Below are 17398 nucleotides of genomic sequence, written 5' to 3' on the forward strand. Positions count from 1 at the left end.
TGCCGGGTGCGGCGTTGCCTTACCCGGCCTACGTAAGAGGATGTTTAGCCGCCGTGCAGACGACGCGCGTCAATCACATCCGGCACCTGGTTCAGCTTGCCGAGCACGCGGCCCAGCACCTGCAGGTTGTAGATTTCGATGGTCATATCGATGGTGGCAAGCTGCTCGCGGGTATCGCTGCGGCTGGCGACGCCCAGCACGTTGACCTTCTCGTTGGCGAGAATGGTCGTGATGTCGCGCAGCAGGCCGCTGCGGTCATTGGCGGTAACGCGCACCACCAGCGAGTAGCCGGCAGAATAGCTCTCACCCCAGACCGCTTCCACGATGCGCTCCGGCGCATGCGACTGAAGCTCGGCAAGCTGGTCGCAGTCGGAACGGTGAATCGAAATCCCGCGCCCCTGGGTGATAAAGCCGACGATATCGTCGCCCGGAATAGGCTGGCAGCAGCGGGCAATGTGGTGCATCAGATTGCCCACGCCCTCGACCACCACGCGGCCATTGTCTTTGCTGCGCTGCTGCGGCGCGTAGGTTTTTTGCTGCAGCTGCTTCAGCGCCGCCGCGTCCTGCTCTGCCGCGCTTGGCTTATTGAACTGCGCCTGCAGGAAGTTCACCATCTGATTCAGACGGATATCACCGCCGCCAATCGCCGCTAACAGCTCGTCAAGCTCGTTGAAGTTGTAGCGCGGCAGCAGGAATTTCTCCGCCTCTTTCAGGCTTATCCCGATATGCTCCAGCTCGTCGTCGAGGATCTGACGACCAGCAAGGATGTTCTTGTCACGATCCTGTTTACGGAACCAGGCGTGAATTTTCGAGCGCCCGCGGCTGGTGGTGACGTAGCCTAGGTTCGGGTTAAGCCAGTCCCGGCTCGGGTTGGGCTGCTTCTGGGTAATGATTTCAATCTGGTCACCCATCTGCAATTGATAGGTGAACGGTACGATTCGTCCGCCGATTTTCGCCCCGATGCAGCGGTGTCCCACATCGCTGTGGATGTGGTAGGCAAAATCGAGCGGCGTAGAGCCCGCAGGCAGGTCGACAACGTCCCCTTTCGGGGTAAAGACATAGACGCGGTCATCAAAGACCTGGCTGCGCACTTCGTCGAGCATCTCGCCGGAATCGGCCATCTCTTCCTGCCACGCAATCAGCTTGCGCAGCCAGGCAATGCGGTCTTCATGTCCTGAACGCGCCCCGCCGGACGTACCTTCTTTGTATTTCCAGTGCGCGGCGACACCCAGCTCGGCGTCCTCGTGCATCTGTTTGGTGCGGATCTGAATCTCGACCGTTTTGCCGCCTGGGCCAAGCACCACGGTATGAATAGACTGATAGCCGTTCGGTTTGGGGTTGGCGACATAGTCATCGAACTCATCGGGCAGATGACGGAAGTGAGTGTGCACTATCCCCAGCGCGGCGTAGCAGTCCTGCAGACGCTCCGCCACGATACGCACGGCGCGCACGTCAAACAGCTCGTCAAAGGCGAGGTGTTTCTTCTGCATTTTGCGCCAGATGCTGTAGATATGCTTAGGCCGACCGTAGACTTCGGCGCGCACATTCTCTTCTTTCATCGACTGGCGCAAGCCACCGACAAATTCCTCGATATAGTGCTCGCGGTCGATGCGGCGCTCGTGCAGGAGTTTGGCAATACGTTTATATTCCGCCGGGTGCAGATAGCGGAAGCAGTAATCTTCCAGCTCCCATTTCAGCTGACCAATCCCTAAGCGGTTCGCCAGCGGCGCATAGATGTTTGTACACTCTTTGGCGGCGAGCACGCGCTCGTCTTCCGGCGCATCCTTCACCTCACGCAGGTGGGCAATACGCTCGGCCAGCTTGATGACCACGCAGCGGAAATCATCCACCATGGCCAGCAGCATCCGGCGAACGTTATCAACCTGTTCTGAGGAGACGGAATCGGTGTGCGCGGCTTTGAGCTGGCGGATGGCCGCCATATCGCGCACGCCGTGGATCAGCGCGACGACGGATTTCCCGACGCTGTCGCGCAGCACGTCTTCGCTGACCACGTCCGCATCCGCGAGGGGGAACAGCAGCGCGGCCTGCAGCGTTTCGATGTCCATGTTCAGCATGGACAGGATTTCAACCATCTCCACGCCGCGCCACAGGAGAAGATCGGCGTCGGGATGCCCCTGCGTGGTGCGCAGACAATAGGCCCAGGTTTCGGTTAAGCGTTCACACGACTGCTGGCTGGAAATTCCCAGACTTGCGATCCATTTTTGTGGGTCAAACTCCCCAGCTTTATTGAGATGTGCACTTCTTACCGCAACCATTGTCCTCTCCTTTAGGGACCAGGGCCTGTCGAAGTCGACAAGCCAAACAAATTAGATGTGCTCGAACAACACCATCGATTCCAGATGACCAGTGTGCGGGAACATGTCCAGCATTGCCAGACGCTGAATCTGGTAACCCGCGCTAATTAATGCCTCACTGTCCCGGGCAAGCGTTGCCGGGTTACAGGAAACATAGACCACACGCTTTGGCGCGAGTTTAATAATATGTGCCATCACACCCGGGGCACCGGCACGCGCCGGGTCAAGCAGGATTTTATCAAAGCCCTGTTTTGCCCACGGCTGTTGGGTGACATCTTCCTCAAGATTTTGATGAAAGAATGTCACATTTTGCAAGCCGTTCTGCTGTGCGTTCTCCAGCCCTTTCGCCACCAGCGCCTCAACGCCTTCCACGCCGACGACGCTGGCCGCTTTTCGCGCCAGCGGCAGCGTGAAGTTGCCCATTCCGCAGAACAGATCGAGCACCCGATCGCTTTTCTGAACATCCAGCCACGCCAGCGCTTTCTCAACCATCTGCTGGTTAACACCGTCATTCACCTGAATGAAATCCCGCGGGCTGAACGTTAAGCGTAGTCCGTTTGACGCATACCAGGGCACCTCACCGGTAACCTGCTCAAGTATCTCGCTTTGTGGTGCAAGGAAAAGCGCCAGGTCGTGTGAATGCGAAAAGCGTTCCAGTTTTTCGCGATCTTTTTTCGACAACGGCGCGGTATGGCGCAGGACCATCAGCGGTCCATTGTTGGCCATGACCAGTTCGACATGCCCGAGATGGCGAATGCCGTCCAGCCCGGAGAGGCAGGTGCGCACATCCGGAAGCAATGCCTCAAGATGGGGCACCAAAATGGGGCACTGCTTCACATCAACGATGTCGCTGGAGCCGGCCTTGCGAAACCCCATCTCCAGCCGCTCAGTTTTTGGCTGATAGCTGAGGCTCAGGCGCGCGCGCCGACGATAGCCCCAGGGCTCATCGGCGAGAATTTCATTAACGTCATGTTTAAGCAGACGCGCCAGCGCGCGGCTTTTGCTTTTTTGCTGTAATTCTGTGCTCGCGTGCTGTTGCTGGCAGCCCCCACAAACGCCAAAATGTGGACAGCGGGGATTCACGCGCTCCGGACTATCGTTGAGGCGACGCTTAACCTGCCCGCGCGCGAACTGGCGTTTATCTTCCGTCAGCGTAATTTCTGCTCGTTCTGTTGGCAGTAAACCTGTTATAAACAGAGCCTTACCATTGTGACGTGCCACTCCCTGACCAAACGGATCAAGGTCCGTGGCTTCAACAGTGATGATTTGACGCGTCGTCACGCGTCGCTTTGCAGAGTAGAATTGCGCCATCGCCGAGATTTTTCTCACATAAACATAATTATCTTAATTGTCCCATAACGGAACGCCATGACCAACTACAGCCTGCGCGCGCGCATGATGATTTTGATCCTCGCCCCCACCGTTCTCATCGGTTTGCTGCTGAGTATCTTCTTTGTGGTGCACCGCTATAACGATTTGCAGCGACAGCTGGAGGATGCAGGCGCCAGCATTATCGAACCGCTTGCCGTTTCCAGCGAATACGGCATGAACCTGCAAAACCGCGAATCCATTGGGCAGTTAATCAGCGTACTCCACCGGCGCCACTCGGACATCGTACGCGCCATTTCCGTTTACGACGAACATAACCGCCTGTTTGTCACCTCGAATTTTCATCTCGATCCGGCGGCCCTGAAGATCCCGGACGGTACGCCGTTCCCGCGCCACCTCACCGTATTGCGGCGCGGCGATATCATGATCCTGCGCACGCCGATCGTGTCGGAAAGCTATTCACCCGATGAATCTGCACAATCCGACGCCAAATCCAGCAATAATATGCTGGGATATGTGGCGCTGGAGCTGGATCTCAAGTCGGTCCGGCTACAGCAGTATAAAGAGATCTTTATCTCTGGCGTGATGATGCTGTTCTGCATCGGCATTGCGCTGATCTTCGGCTGGCGCCTGATGCGCGACGTGACGGGCCCCATCCGCAACATGGTTAACACGGTTGACCGCATCCGCCGAGGACAGCTCGACAGCCGGGTGGAAGGGTTTATGCTGGGCGAGCTGGATATGCTGAAGAACGGTATCAACTCGATGGCCATGTCGCTGGCGGCGTACCACGAAGAGATGCAGCACAACGTTGACCAGGCGACGTCCGACCTGCGCGAAACGCTGGAGCAGATGGAGATCCAGAACGTTGAGCTGGATCTGGCGAAAAAGCGCGCTCAGGAAGCGGCGCGTATTAAGTCGGAATTCCTGGCCAATATGTCGCACGAGCTGCGTACGCCGCTCAACGGCGTGATCGGCTTCACCCGCCTGACCCTGAAAAGCGAGCTCAACCCGACTCAGCGCGATCACCTGCACACCATTGAACGCTCGGCCAACAACCTGCTGGCGATTATTAACGACGTGCTGGACTTCTCCAAGCTGGAAGCGGGCAAACTTATCCTGGAAAGTATTCCCTTCCCGCTTCGCAGTACGCTCGATGAGGTGGTGACGCTGCTCGCGCACTCGTCGCACGACAAAGGCCTTGAGCTGACGCTCAACATTAAAAACGACGTGCCGGATAACGTCATTGGCGATCCGCTGCGTCTGCAGCAGGTCATTACCAACCTTGTCGGGAATGCCATTAAATTCACCGAAAGCGGTAACATCGACATTCTGGTAGAAAAACGCTCGATCAGCAGCAATAAGGTGCAGATTGAAGTCCAGATCCGCGATACCGGCATCGGGATTCCGGAGCGCGACCAGTCGCGTCTGTTCCAGGCGTTCCGTCAGGCGGATGCCAGTATCTCCCGCCGTCATGGCGGCACCGGTCTGGGGCTGGTGATCACCCAGCGTCTGGTGAACGAGATGGGCGGCGATATCTCTTTCCACAGCCAGCCAAATCGCGGTTCAACCTTCTGGTTCCACATTAATCTGGACCTCAATCCGAACGTGCTGACCGATGGCCCAGTGACGGACTGCCTGAAAGGCAAACGTCTGGCCTACGTCGAACCTAACGCGGCGGCGGCGCAGTGTGCGCTCGACATCTTAAGCACCACGCCGCTGGAAGTGGTCTACAGCCCAACCTTCTCCGCTCTGGCCGTTGAGCATTACGACATCCTGCTGATGGGGATCCCGGTCACCTTCACCGGCGAGCTGACCATGCAGCAGGAGCGACTGGCGAAAGCCGCGTCGATGACCGACTACCTGCTGCTGGCGCTGCCTTGCCACGCGCAGCTCAATGCAGAAGAGTTGAAAAATGACGGGGCCGCCGCGTGTCTGCTGAAACCGCTCACCGCGACCCGCCTGCTGCCCGCGCTCACGGAGTATTGCCGTCTCAGCCAACATGCCCTCCCGATGATTGACGATGAGCAAAAATTGCCGATGAGCGTCATGGCGGTGGATGATAATCCGGCCAACCTGAAGCTCATTGGCGCATTGCTTGAAGACCAGGTTCAGCACGTTGAGCTGTGCACCAGCGGCGCGCAGGCGGTTGAACAGGCTAAGCAGATGCAGTTCGATTTAATCCTGATGGATATTCAGATGCCGGGCATGGATGGCATTCGGGCCTGCGAGCTGATCCACCAGCTGCCGCATCAGCAACAAACGCCAGTCATTGCAGTCACCGCACACGCAATGGCCGGTCAAAAAGAGAAGCTGCTGAGCGCCGGAATGAATGACTATCTGGCGAAGCCAATCGATGAAGAGAAACTTCATAACCTGCTGTTACGCTATAAGCCGGGTCATATTGGCGGGACGTATACGGTATCCAGCGAGCCGGTTGAAATAACCGTCAACCAGAACGCGACCCTTGACTGGCAGCTTGCTCTGCGCCAGGCGGCAGGTAAACCCGATCTGGCCCGCGAAATGCTGCAAATGCTGGTCGCGTTTCTGCCGGAAATTCGCAATAAGGTGGAAGAGCAGCTAGTGGGTGAAAACCCGGAAGATCTGCTGGAAGCAATCCACAAGCTGCACGGTAGCTGCGGGTACAGCGGCGTACCGCGGCTGAAAAACCTCTGCCAGCTGCTGGAGCAGCAGCTGCGTGCCGGTACGCCGGAATCGGAGCTTGAACCGGAGTTCCTGGAGCTGCTGGATGAAATGGATAACGTGACGCGGGAAGCGATGAAGGTGTTGGGGAGCTGAGGTTGAAGCCCGGTGGCGGCTTCGCCTTACCGGACCTACGATTGCGGGTGCGGGTGCGGCCTGATGCCCTCACCCCGCCCCTCTCCCACGGGGAGAGGGAGAACTACATCCCCTGCCCGACTTTCAGCACCGCCGCGATATTCCTTGCGGCCATCCTGACGTTCTCGCCGGCATTTTCCAGCGCGTCTTCCAGCGAGCAGATGGTGTAGATCACGCTAAACACCGCATCAATGCCGTGATCGTGAACCACACCAACGTCCGCCGTCAGGCTGCCTGCAATGCCGATGACGGGTTTGTTAAAGCGTTTTGCCACTTTCGCCACGCCCACCGGGACTTTGCCGTGGATCGTCTGGCTGTCGATGCGACCTTCTCCCGTGATCACCAGATCCGCATCGGCTACCTGATCGGCCAGGTGTAGCGCATCGGTCACGATCTCAATGCCCTGGCGCAGCTGCGCGCCGCAAAAGGCGTACAGCGCGGCCCCCATGCCACCCGCCGCGCCGCCGCCAGCAAGGTTAAGCACGTCGATATCCAGATCCCGGGCAATCACGCTCGCATAGTGCGCCAGCGCGTTGTCCAGGGTAACGATCATCTCGGGAGTGGCCCCCTTTTGCGGGCCAAATACGGCTGACGCGCCATCCTTTCCGGTAAGCGGATTCGTCACATCACAGGCGACTTCTATCCGGCATTCTGCCAGACGTCTGTCCAGCCCGCTCAGGTCGATACGCGCGAGTTTTTCCAGCTCGCCCCCGCCTTGCCCAAGAGGCTGTTCGCTGGCGTCGAGCAATCTAGCGCCCAGCGCCTGCACCATCCCTGCGCCGCCGTCATTGGTGGCGCTGCCGCCAATGCCAATGATGATATGCTTAACGCCCGCATCCAGCGCGTGACGAATCAGTTCGCCCGTGCCCCAGGAGGTGGTTTTCAGCGGATTACGCTGCGAAGGCGCAACCAGCTCCAGGCCGCTTGCCGCCGCCATTTCAATAAAGGCACTCTGCTCGTCACCGGATAAGCCATAAAACCCTTCCACGCGCTCACCCAGCGGGCCGGTCACCGGAACATGTACAATGCGTCCCTGCGTTGCCGCGATCATCGCCTCAACCGTCCCTTCGCCACCGTCCGCGACCGGCAGTTTGACGTAAACCGCCTCGGGAAAGATCTCGCGAAAACCACATTCTATCGCTGTCGCAACCTCAAGCGCACTCAAACTTTCCTTATACGAGTCCGGTGCGATAACAATTTTCATAAGCCATCCTTACGCATAGTCGTTACGTTAAGCATACACCACGTAAAAGACCGCCAATGGGAGCGGTCCCAATGCGTTTATCGTACCATGCACGGGCGTTTATTGTCGAATGTCCAGTCCGGGATCAGATACTGCATCGCCATCGCGTCGTCGCGCGCGCCCAGACCGTGTTTCTGATACAGCTCATGGGCCTTCATGACCTGATCCATATCCAGCTCAACCCCCAGCCCCGGGGTGGAAGGCACCTGCACCATGCCACCTTTGATCTCAAACGGCTGCTTAGTCAGACGCTGGTTACCTTCCTGCCAGATCCAGTGGGTGTCGATAGCGGTGATCGTGCCCGGCGCGGCGGCGGCGACGTGAGTGAACATAGCCAGAGAGATATCGAAGTGGTTGTTAGAGTGCGAGCCCCAGGTCAGGCCAAACTCATGGCACATCTGCGCCACGCGCACCGACCCCTGCATCGTCCAGAAGTGCGGGTCAGCCAGCGGAATATCAACAGACTGCAATGACAGGGTGTGTCCCATCTGACGCCAGTCGGTCGCAATCATATTGGTCGCAGTCGGCAGCCCCGTAGCGCGACGGAATTCCGCCATCACTTCACGTCCTGAGAAGCCTTGTTCAGCGCCGCAGGGATCTTCCGCATACGCCAGCACGCCTTTCAGCTGTTTACCGATCGCAATGGCCTCATTAAGCGACCATGCGCCGTTCGGATCCAGCGTCACGCGCGCTTGCGGGAAGCGTTTTGCCAGCGCGGTCACGGCTTCCGCCTCTTCCTCACCGGCCAGCACGCCGCCCTTCAGTTTGAAATCATTGAAGCCATATTTTTCATAAGCGGCTTCCGCCAGGCGCACCACCGCATCCGGAGTCATCGCCTCGTCGTGGCGGAGCCGGTACCAGTCGCATTGTTCGTCCGGCTGGTTCTGGTACGGCAACGGCGTCAGCTTGCGGTCGCCAACAAAGAACAGATAGCCCAGCATTTCCACTTCGCTGCGCTGCTGACCCTCGCCCAGCAGCGACGCAACGTTGACGCCCAGATGCTGACCCAGCAGATCCAACAGGGCGGATTCAATCCCGGTCACCACGTGAATGGTGGTGCGCAGATCGAAGGTCTGCAGGCCACGCCCACCGGCATCGCGATCGGCAAAGGTGTTGCGCACGGTGTTGAGGACATTTTTGTACTCACCCAGCGTTTTGCCCACCACCAGCGGAATGGCATCTTCCAGCGTCTGGCGGATCTTCTCCCCGCCCGGAATTTCGCCCACGCCCGTATGGCCGGAATTGTCTTTGATAATGACAATGTTGCGGGTAAAGAATGGCGCATGCGCGCCGCTCAGGTTCATCAACATGCTGTCATGGCCCGCAACCGGAACGATCTGCATGGCGGTAACTACAGGGGTAGAAAAAGTACTCATCGTTCAATCCTTTTATCAGTGACGTCCGAAAACAGGGCGCTTACGGTCAAATGTCCAGCCGGGAATAAGGTACTGCATCGGGCCCGCGTCGTTACGCGCGCCGCCCGGCAATTTTTTATACGCCTCATGGGCTTTATGGATCTGATCCCAGTCAATCTCCACGCCCAGGCCCGGCGCATCCGGTACGGCAATTTTGCCCTCTATGATTTCCAGCGGATTTTTCGTCAGGCGGGCTTCCCCTTCCTGCCAAATCCAGTGGGTGTCGATGGCGGTCGGGTTACCCGGCGCCGCCGCGCCAACGTGGGTAAACATCGCCAGCGAAATATCAAAGTGATTGTTCGAGTGACAGCCCCAGGTCAGCCCCCAGTCGTCGCACAGCTGCGCCACGCGCACTGCGCCTGAAAGCGTCCAGAAGTGCGGGTCCGCCAGCGGTATGTCGACGGCGTTCAGCATCACCGCGTGACCCATTTCGCGCCAGTTGGTGGCGATCATATTGGTCGCGACCGGCAGCCCGGTGGCGCGACGGAACTCAGCCATGACTTCACGGCCCGAAAAGCCCTGCTCCGCGCCGCAGGGGTCTTCCGCATAGGTCAGGACATCCCCCAGCCCTTTGCACAGGCTAATCGCTTCATCCAGCAGCCATGCGCCGTTGGGATCGACGGTGATCCGTGCATCCGGAAAGCGCTTTTTCAGCGCCCGGGCCGTGTCAATCTCCTGCTCGCCGGGCAGCACGCCGCCCTTCAGCTTGAAATCCTTAAAGCCGTAGCGATCCTGCGCCGCCTCGGCCAGCCGCACCACCGCGTCGCTGGAGAGCGCTTCCTGATGGCGCAGCTGATACCAGTCGTGGTCGCCCGCGGTTCGGGCCAGATAGGGGAGATCGGTTTTATTGCGATCGCCAACGTAGAACAGATAGCCCAGCACGGTGACCGCATCGCGCTGTTTACCGGGCCCCAGTAGCTCGCAGACCGGGACATTGAGCGCCTTACCCAGTAAATCGAGCAGGGCGGCCTCCAGGGCGGCGACCGCGTTGACGCGCAGTTCAAACGTCCAGGCACCTTTACCGAACGTCTCAAAGTCTGCCGACTGATTACCCTTATGCACCCGCTGAACCACCTTGTTCAGACGGGCCACTTCCTGGCCCACGACCTGCGGAATGGCATCGACCAGCGTCTGGTAAATCACCTCTCCGCCAGGGGCCTCGCCCACGCCGGTATTTCCTGCGCTGTCTTTCAGCACGACGATATTACGGGTAAACCAGGCGTTATGCGCACCGCCAATATTGAGCAGCATGCTGTCCTGCCCGGCCACCGGGATGACCTTCATCTCCGTGACGATTGGACTCGATTGCGTTGTCATCAGCCACGCTCCGCAACAGGTTTAAGTTCGACGCGTTTGATATCCCCCACCAGCACCAGGTAACTCAGCACCGCCACCAGCGCATGCACCCCTACGTAAATCAGCGCACCGTTGAACGATCCGGTGGTGCCGACGATGTAACCGATCGCGATGGGCGTAACAATCCCGGAGATGTTGCCGAACATGTTGAACAGACCGCCGCTCAGGCCGCTGATCTCTTTCGGGGCCGTATCCGCCATCACCGCCCAGCCCAGCGCGCCAATGCCTTTGCCGAAGAAGGCCATCGCCATAAATCCGATGATCATCCACTCGGCATTGACGTAGTTACAGAACACCATGGTCATGGAGAGCAACATGCCGAGCACGATAGGCGTTTTACGCGCGATGTTCAGTGACCCCGTGCGGCGCATCAGCCAGTCGGAAATCACCCCGCCGAGCACGCCCCCCACGAAACCGCAGATTGCCGGGACCGAGGCGACGAATCCCGCTTTCAGAATCGACATACCACGGGCCTGAACCAGGTATACCGGGAACCAGGTGATGAAAAAGTAGGTTAAGGCGTTAATACAGTACTGGCCCAGATAGATCCCGATCATCATGCGCGAGCCGACGAGCTGCCTGATCTGCGCCCATTTCTGGCTGAACGGGACTTTCGCCGTCGAGGATTTCTGATCCATATTGATCAGCGCGCCGCCTTCCGCGATGTACTCCAGCTCCTTTTTGTTCACGCCAGGGTGCTGGTTGGGTTCGTGGATCACTTTCAGCCAGATAAAGCTGATGATGATCCCGAGTCCGCCCATAAAGAAGAAGACGTGCGACCAGCCCACCTCATGCGTCAGCCAGCCCATGATTGGCGCGAAGATCACCGTTGCGAAGTACTGTGCGGAGTTGAAAATCGCCACCGCGGTTCCCCTCTCCTGCGCCGGGAACCAGGCCGCGACAATGCGGCTGTTGCCCGGGAAGGAAGGCGCTTCCGCTAAGCCAACCAGGAAGCGCAGCGTGAAGAGTGCCACGATAATGCCGAAGCCGCTGAAGATATCGACGAAGCCCTGCAGCAGGGTAAAGGCAGACCAGATAAAGATGGACCAGAAATAGACGCGTTTAGATCCAAAACGGTCCAGCAGCCAGCCGCCAGGAATTTGCCCGATGACGTAGGCCCATGAGAATGCGGAGAAAACGTAACCCATGCCCACGGGATCAAGGCCGATATCTTTTGCCATTTCCGAACCGGCAATCGACAGCGTGGCGCGGTCACCATAGTTAAAGGACGTGACGATAAACAGCATCACCACTATCCAGTAGCGGGCGTTGGTGCGCTTTTCAGCGCTGCTCGCCGCGTGGCTTAATGTACTCATTGTTGCACTCCTGAAACATAGCTTTCGCCAGGTTCATTCTGTACAGCACCGGTAGGGTAATCAGAATGAGATTTGTTTTGTCGTTTTGGTACGGCCTGAAGCCGTTTTATCGTGACCAGGAAAGTATATGAAGGAGTGACACCTTCTCTCACCGTGCAAAAACACAGTATTAAAGGGTGTGAGGGAGGTTGTTTAGGGCATAAGCCCAGAGGAGTGGAAGGTGGTTCACGGAAATGGCGTTTGGTGCGGAGTGTAATGCCGGGTGGCGGCTACGCCTGACCCGGCCTACCATTGGTATAGCGCAGGGTTATTTAAGCAGCGTTGCCCAGTGCTCGACCCATGGGTTTGATTCGCTTTCTGGCTCCGGGTGCTCACCCGCATCAATCAGCAGCATCTCGCCGACGCGCTGGGCGCTCTGCTCCTGCAGGAGCGCATCGAACTGCTTGCCGCCGCCGCAGAAGTTGGCGTAAGAGCTGTCGCCGAGGGCGATGATGCCGTAGTGTACATCTGGCTGATAGCCAAGCTGGTCTTTAATGCCCTGGAACAGCGGCACTATGCTGTCCGGCAGATCGCCCTGCCCGGTGGTGGAGGTCACCACCAGAATGTATTTGTCTTTATACTTTTCCCAGTCTGCCAGCTCCGGGTCTTCATAGACCGTGGCTTTATGGCCCTGGCTTACCAGAATCGCCTCAGCCTCTTCCGCGACCAGCAGCGAATTGCCGTACATTGTGCCGACAAAAATGCCTACTTCAGCCATGCTATTTTCCCATAATGAATGCGTTTACTGTTCATCCTGAACGTTGCCCGATACAAACTCAACCCTTTCATTTTCGGGGAGTTGTCCCAACCAGCCAAACTGTGACAGCGCCTGCATCCAGACGTCGTCCAGCCCCGCGCGGATAGTCAGCGGCTCGCCGGTAAACGGGTGCGTCATGCTGAGTTCGCTCGCGTGCAGCATCAGACGATGGCAGCCAAAGTGTTCGGCCGCGCTGCGGTTCTGGCGCAAATCACCGTGCTTGCTGTCGCCAATAATCGGGTGGCGCAGATGTGCAAGATGGCGTCGCAGCTGGTGCTTACGCCCGGTTTTGGGCAGAAGCTCAACCAGGCTGTAGCGCGTGGTCGGAAATTTGCTGGTGGCCACCGGCATTTCCGTCGTCGCCATGCCGCGATAATCCGTCACCGCAGGCTGCGGACCTTTGTCATCGCGGGCAAATTTATCGGCAATTTTGTCCAGTTCCTCCACCAGAGGGTAGTCCAGGGTGGCGGACTCGGTCAGCCAGCCACGCACGATCGCGTGGTAGCGCTTCTGGATCTGGTGTTGTTCAAACTGCTGCGCCAGCAGACGGCCAGCTTCGCTGGACAGCCCCATCAGCAGCACGCCGGAGGTCGGTCTGTCGAGACGATGGGCGGTAAAAACATGCTGACCAATCTGGTCGCGAACGGTCTGCATCACCACCACTTTCTCGTCGCGATCCAGCCAGCTGCGGTGCACCAGCCAGCCTGACGGTTTATTCACCGCCACCAGCCACTCGTCCTGATAGAGGATCTCAAGCGTCATGCATCTTCACCGGCAAACAGGGCATCCAGTTTTTCCAGTTCGACCAGCATCACGTCACGCGCAGGGTGCGTCGCCTCGAGCGCCATTTCATAGTAGGGAGAGACAGCAAACGCCTGCGGCAGCGGGTGACCCCCCTCAAGCAGGGCGTGCATGCGCGGAATTAACACCCACTGCAGCCACTCAAACGGGGCCAGCGTATCCAGGCAGAAGGGCTGGGTGCTCGCGAACGCTTCTGGCTGCGGCGCGGTCTCCTGCCACAGCTGATGTTGGCGCAAAAGGGCTTCGATGGCGTGCAACTGAGCACGAACGCTATCGTGTTGCGTCATAGTAACCTCAACTGAAAAAGTGAACGGCGCGCAGCATAGCATTGCGGAAGACAGAAATAAAAAAAGGGAGCACTGTAAAAACAGTGCTCCCGGTTCGTTCCGCAGCATTCCAGCTACAATTCGTGCTCCCTGCTCATCCGTGACAACTTTTCCTGAAGCCCGAAGGCCTGGTCATCCGTAAACCGATGCATCCTGCACACATCTTCCTGACGTGTTTGTTTCATCCTGAAACGTCCTGGCCTTCCAGACCCACCGACCATCCTGATCGGCTCTCGTTCTCCTTCCTGGAGGTGTCCCTTACGCATCCTGCGTAATCCACTTCGCTTCATCCTGAAGCCTTCCTGCAGCGCCATCCTGACGAGTCCTGAGTGAGATACGCCATCATCCTGATGTTCGTTTCTCGTGTCGGCGTCCTGTCGACGAAGATAGAATCCGCTATTCCGCTTCGTCTTACAACCCACCCTTTCGGGTGTGTAAGCCGTAAGAAATCCCTAAAAACGGTGCAACAAACCCGTAATCTATTGAAAAACAGAGTAATATTAATCTGAACTAAATGAGGTAATACTGAATGTTCCAGCGATCTCTCACAAACCTTGTAAGAGATCTCTCACACGCGCTATAGCATCATGGATTACAGAAGTGGCTCAAGTCGGGTGAGGAAATCCGCAAGAGAGGGGGCGAGAGTCTCGCGATTGCGGGTACCGATAGTCTCTTTAACCACTTCACCTGACAGGTTACAGACGGAGATAACGTCAAGTTCACTGTCCAGCGTGGCAATAAAGAGCGTCGGAGAAAGCTTAAGGCGCTTTTGCGTGACCAGATGACCAATCAGGTTTTCCTGAACACGCTGCAGATCGTCTTCGCTCCAGGTCTGCAACAGCGTCATCGTGATATCAGCAAAGCGCGCGGGCATATCCCCTGCGAACTGCGTGGTATAAAACGCATGAACCGCTGGTTGTACCACAATGTCCATTGCCCGTTCAACCGCATTTACATTTTGCTCGCCGGTATTGGGCTTCGGCTGCCAGATAACGTAATCCTCAAGCGAAGAGATAATGCACGGCGAGGGTACACCATATAAATCAGCACTTTGCGGCCACGAGCCCTGCTTTTCATGCCATGCGTCGCAATAGCGGGTCGTGAAGGTAGTGAGGGCATTTGCAGTTTCGATGTCCACCGATTTCTCTCTTCTTGTCAGACAGGATAAACTCAGCCCATAAGTGTACCTGTAAAGTGGCTATGAAACATGTCTTACGAAAATCATCAGGCGTTAACCGGCTTAACGCTGGGTAAATCGACCGATTACCGCGATACCTACGATGCAAGCCTGCTGCAGGGCGTACCGCGCAGCCTGAATCGCGATCCTCTGGGTCTGCATGCGGACGCATTGCCGTTTGTCGGCGGTGATATCTGGACGCTGTACGAACTCTCCTGGCTCAACGCCCGCGGTCTGCCGCAGGTGGCGGTGGGCCACGTTGAGCTGGATTACGCCAGCGTTAATCTCGTCGAGTCCAAAAGCTTTAAGCTGTATCTCAACAGTTTTAACCAGACAAAATTCAACAGCTGGGACGACGTTCAGCACACCCTGGAACGTGACTTAAGCGCCTGCGCGCAGGGTAAGGTAAGCGTTTCACTGTATCGCCTGCACGAGCTGGAAGGGCAGCCGGTCGCCCACTTCAACGGGACCTGCATCGACGATCAGGATATCGAGGTGGAGAATTATGAATTCAGCGCCGATTACCTCGAAAACGCGGCGAGCGGAAAGGTGGTCGAAGAGACGCTGGTCAGCCATCTGCTGAAATCCAACTGCCTGATCACCCACCAGCCGGACTGGGGCTCGGTGCAGATCCAGTACCGCGGCCCAAAAATCGACCGGGAAAAATTGCTGCGCTACCTGGTGTCGTTCCGCCATCACAACGAATTCCACGAGCAGTGCGTGGAGCGCATCTTTAGCGATATTCAGCGTTTTTGTCAGCCGGAGAAGCTGAGCGTTTACGCGCGCTACACCCGCCGCGGCGGTCTGGACATTAACCCGTGGCGCACCAACACCGATTTTGTGCCGGCGACGGGACGGCTGGTGCGTCAATAATATAAATATTTTCACAATATGCGCGGTATCTTCCGCGCTTTAGGTTGTGAAACGTCACGCGCCAGGGCTATTGTAATCAACAGGGAAAGACGATAATCGTCCCGTAAGGAGCTCACTTGATTACACATATTAGCCCGCTTGGCTCAATGGATATGTTGTCGCAGCTGGAAGTGGACATGCTTAAACGCACGGCCAGCAGCGATCTTTATCAACTGTTTCGTAACTGTTCACTTGCCGTACTGAACTCCGGAAGCCTGACAGATAACAGTAAAGAACTGCTGTCCCGCTTCGAAAGCTTTGATATCAACGTGCTGCGCCGCGAGCGTGGCGTGAAGCTCGAAGTCATCAACCCGCCGGAAGAGGCCTTTGTCGACGGGCGCATCATTCGTTCACTTCAGGCTAACCTGTTTGCCGTGCTGCGTGACATCCTGTTTGTTAACGGGCAGATCCACAACGCAGGCCGTTTCCAGCATCTCGACCTGGAAAGCTCAGTCCATATCACCAACCTGGTGTTCTCCATTTTGCGTAACGCCCGTGCCCTGCACGTGGGTGAAGCACCGAACATGGTCGTCTGCTGGGGCGGTCACTCCATTAACGAAACCGAATACCTTTATGCCCGTCGGGTGGGCACCCAGCTTGGCCTGCGCGAGCTGAATATCTGTACCGGCTGTGGTCCGGGTGCGATGGAAGCGCCAATGAAAGGTGCGGCGGTTGGGCACGCGCAGCAGCGTTATAAAGAGGGGCGTTTCATCGGCATGACCGAGCCGTCAATTATCGCCGCTGAGCCACCTAACCCGCTGGTTAACGAGCTGATTATCATGCCGGATATCGAGAAACGTCTTGAGGCGTTTGTCCGTATCGCCCACGGCATTATCATCTTCCCGGGCGGCGTCGGGACAGCGGAGGAGCTGCTCTACCTGCTGGGTATTCTGATGAACCCGGCCAACAAAGATCAGGTTCTGCCGCTGATCCTGACCGGGCCAAAAGAGAGCGCCGACTACTTCCGCGTGCTGGACGAGTTTATCGTGCACACGCTGGGTGAAGCCGCGCGTCGTCACTATCGCATCATCATCGACGATGCCGCAGAAGTGGCCCGCCAGATGAAGAAAGCAATGCCATTGGTGAAAGAAAACCGTCGCGATACCGGTGATGCGTACAGCTTTAACTGGTCAATCCGAATTGCGCCGGACCTGCAGATCCCGTTCGAGCCTTCACACGAGAACATGGCGAACCTGAAACTCTACCCGGATCAGCCGGTGGAAGTTCTGGCCGCCGATCTGCGTCGCGCCTTCTCCGGTATTGTGGCCGGCAACGTCAAAGAGGTGGGCATCCGCGCCATTGAACAGTACGGTCCGTACAAGATCCACGGCGATCCGGAGATGATGCGCCGCATGGATGACATGCTGCAGGGCTTTGTCGCCCAGCACCGCATGAAGCTGCCGGGTTCTGCCTATATTCCTTGCTACGAAATCTGCACCTGACGCTTAGCGATATCTCATCAAAGCCGGGTCGCCCTGTTGCGCGTCCCGGCTTTTTTTATTCCTGATGTAATTCATAGGCATCACTTATATCTTTTACAAAGTTGTCACATACGCAAACGATTACCTGCATTT

The 17398-nt window shown here is 57.3% G+C and carries 13 protein-coding genes; 3 read left to right on the plus strand and 10 right to left on the minus strand.

The window, feature by feature from the left end:
- Nucleotides 1–44 precede the first annotated feature (44 nt).
- Nucleotides 45–2276: a GTP diphosphokinase gene (gene relA / locus AC4IC4_RS18320; protein WP_024909268.1), complete on the minus strand. Its 2232-nt coding sequence runs from the start codon at nucleotides 2274–2276 to the stop codon at nucleotides 45–47.
- A gap of 51 nt (nucleotides 2277–2327) precedes the next feature.
- On the minus strand, nucleotides 2328–3626 hold the full coding sequence (rlmD, locus tag AC4IC4_RS18325; RefSeq protein ID WP_491471655.1) for a 23S rRNA (uracil(1939)-C(5))-methyltransferase RlmD: 1299 nt from the start codon (nucleotides 3624–3626) through the stop codon (nucleotides 2328–2330).
- 57 nt (nucleotides 3627–3683) lie between these two features.
- Between rlmD and barA the strand changes: the two genes are divergently transcribed.
- Entirely contained in the window at nucleotides 3684–6443 is a 2760-nt protein-coding gene (barA, locus tag AC4IC4_RS18330) for a two-component sensor histidine kinase BarA (protein ID WP_024909270.1), read from the plus strand.
- A gap of 103 nt (nucleotides 6444–6546) precedes the next feature.
- On the opposite strand, the gene AC4IC4_RS18335 is transcribed toward barA, so the two are convergent.
- From AC4IC4_RS18335 to syd, 8 genes are all read right to left on the minus strand, one after another.
- Nucleotides 6547–7686, minus strand: a complete 1140-nt coding sequence (locus AC4IC4_RS18335; RefSeq protein ID WP_491471656.1) for a glycerate kinase — start codon at nucleotides 7684–7686, stop codon at nucleotides 6547–6549.
- Nucleotides 7687–7763: 77 nt separating this feature from the next.
- Nucleotides 7764–9101 (minus strand): glucarate dehydratase, encoded by a 1338-nt coding sequence (gudD, locus tag AC4IC4_RS18340; protein ID WP_491471657.1) that lies wholly within the window; start codon nucleotides 9099–9101, stop codon nucleotides 7764–7766.
- A 15-nt stretch (nucleotides 9102–9116) separates the two neighbouring features.
- Nucleotides 9117–10457 (minus strand): enolase C-terminal domain-like protein, encoded by a 1341-nt coding sequence (locus AC4IC4_RS18345; protein WP_491471658.1) that lies wholly within the window; start codon nucleotides 10455–10457, stop codon nucleotides 9117–9119.
- Nucleotides 10457–11812, minus strand: coding sequence for an MFS transporter (locus tag AC4IC4_RS18350; protein ID WP_491471659.1), 1356 nt, complete (start codon nucleotides 11810–11812; stop codon nucleotides 10457–10459). Before AC4IC4_RS18350 ends, AC4IC4_RS18345 begins: the two co-directional genes overlap by 1 nt.
- Nucleotides 11813–12119: 307 nt before the next feature.
- Entirely contained in the window at nucleotides 12120–12569 is a 450-nt protein-coding gene (locus AC4IC4_RS18355; protein WP_032648107.1) for a flavodoxin, read from the minus strand.
- A gap of 24 nt (nucleotides 12570–12593) precedes the next feature.
- Nucleotides 12594–13370 carry a tRNA pseudouridine(65) synthase TruC gene (truC, locus tag AC4IC4_RS18360; RefSeq protein WP_024909276.1) on the minus strand — a complete coding sequence of 259 codons (777 nt, stop codon included), beginning with the start codon at nucleotides 13368–13370 and terminating at the stop codon, nucleotides 12594–12596.
- Nucleotides 13367–13696, minus strand: coding sequence for a YqcC family protein (locus AC4IC4_RS18365; protein ID WP_023309024.1), 330 nt, complete (start codon nucleotides 13694–13696; stop codon nucleotides 13367–13369). The genes truC and AC4IC4_RS18365 overlap by 4 nt, the downstream gene beginning before the upstream one ends.
- Before the next feature lie 631 nt (nucleotides 13697–14327).
- On the minus strand, nucleotides 14328–14873 hold the full coding sequence (gene syd, locus AC4IC4_RS18370; protein ID WP_032648111.1) for a SecY-interacting protein: 546 nt from the start codon (nucleotides 14871–14873) through the stop codon (nucleotides 14328–14330).
- Between the two features lie 69 nt (nucleotides 14874–14942).
- On the opposite strand from syd, the gene queF reads away from it, so the two are divergent.
- Both queF and ppnN read left to right on the plus strand, forming a co-directional pair.
- Nucleotides 14943–15785 carry an NADPH-dependent 7-cyano-7-deazaguanine reductase QueF gene (gene queF / locus AC4IC4_RS18375; protein WP_021241894.1) on the plus strand — a complete coding sequence of 281 codons (843 nt, stop codon included), beginning with the start codon at nucleotides 14943–14945 and terminating at the stop codon, nucleotides 15783–15785.
- 116 nt (nucleotides 15786–15901) lie between these two features.
- Nucleotides 15902–17266: a nucleotide 5'-monophosphate nucleosidase PpnN gene (ppnN, locus tag AC4IC4_RS18380; protein WP_008499641.1), complete on the plus strand. Its 1365-nt coding sequence runs from the start codon at nucleotides 15902–15904 to the stop codon at nucleotides 17264–17266.
- The last annotated feature ends 132 nt before the right edge of the window (nucleotides 17267–17398 follow it).

The organism is Enterobacter sp. Taxon_2 (assembly GCF_058355295.1).

Excerpts from the sequence above, each read along its gene's own strand:
- relA (WP_024909268.1), bottom strand. The coding sequence starts at position 2,276 with ATGGTTGCGGTAAGAAGTGCACATCTCAATAAAGCTGGGGAGTTTGAC.
- rlmD (WP_491471655.1), bottom strand. The coding sequence starts at position 3,626 with ATGGCGCAATTCTACTCTGCAAAGCGACGCGTGACGACGCGTCAAATC.
- barA (WP_024909270.1), top strand. The coding sequence starts at position 3,684 with ATGACCAACTACAGCCTGCGCGCGCGCATGATGATTTTGATCCTCGCC.
- AC4IC4_RS18335 (WP_491471656.1), bottom strand. The coding sequence starts at position 7,686 with ATGAAAATTGTTATCGCACCGGACTCGTATAAGGAAAGTTTGAGTGCG.
- gudD (WP_491471657.1), bottom strand. The coding sequence starts at position 9,101 with ATGAGTACTTTTTCTACCCCTGTAGTTACCGCCATGCAGATCGTTCCG.
- AC4IC4_RS18345 (WP_491471658.1), bottom strand. The coding sequence starts at position 10,457 with ATGACAACGCAATCGAGTCCAATCGTCACGGAGATGAAGGTCATCCCG.
- AC4IC4_RS18350 (WP_491471659.1), bottom strand. The coding sequence starts at position 11,812 with ATGAGTACATTAAGCCACGCGGCGAGCAGCGCTGAAAAGCGCACCAAC.
- AC4IC4_RS18355 (WP_032648107.1), bottom strand. The coding sequence starts at position 12,569 with ATGGCTGAAGTAGGCATTTTTGTCGGCACAATGTACGGCAATTCGCTG.
- truC (WP_024909276.1), bottom strand. The coding sequence starts at position 13,370 with ATGACGCTTGAGATCCTCTATCAGGACGAGTGGCTGGTGGCGGTGAAT.
- AC4IC4_RS18365 (WP_023309024.1), bottom strand. The coding sequence starts at position 13,696 with ATGACGCAACACGATAGCGTTCGTGCTCAGTTGCACGCCATCGAAGCC.
- queF (WP_021241894.1), top strand. The coding sequence starts at position 14,943 with ATGTCTTACGAAAATCATCAGGCGTTAACCGGCTTAACGCTGGGTAAA.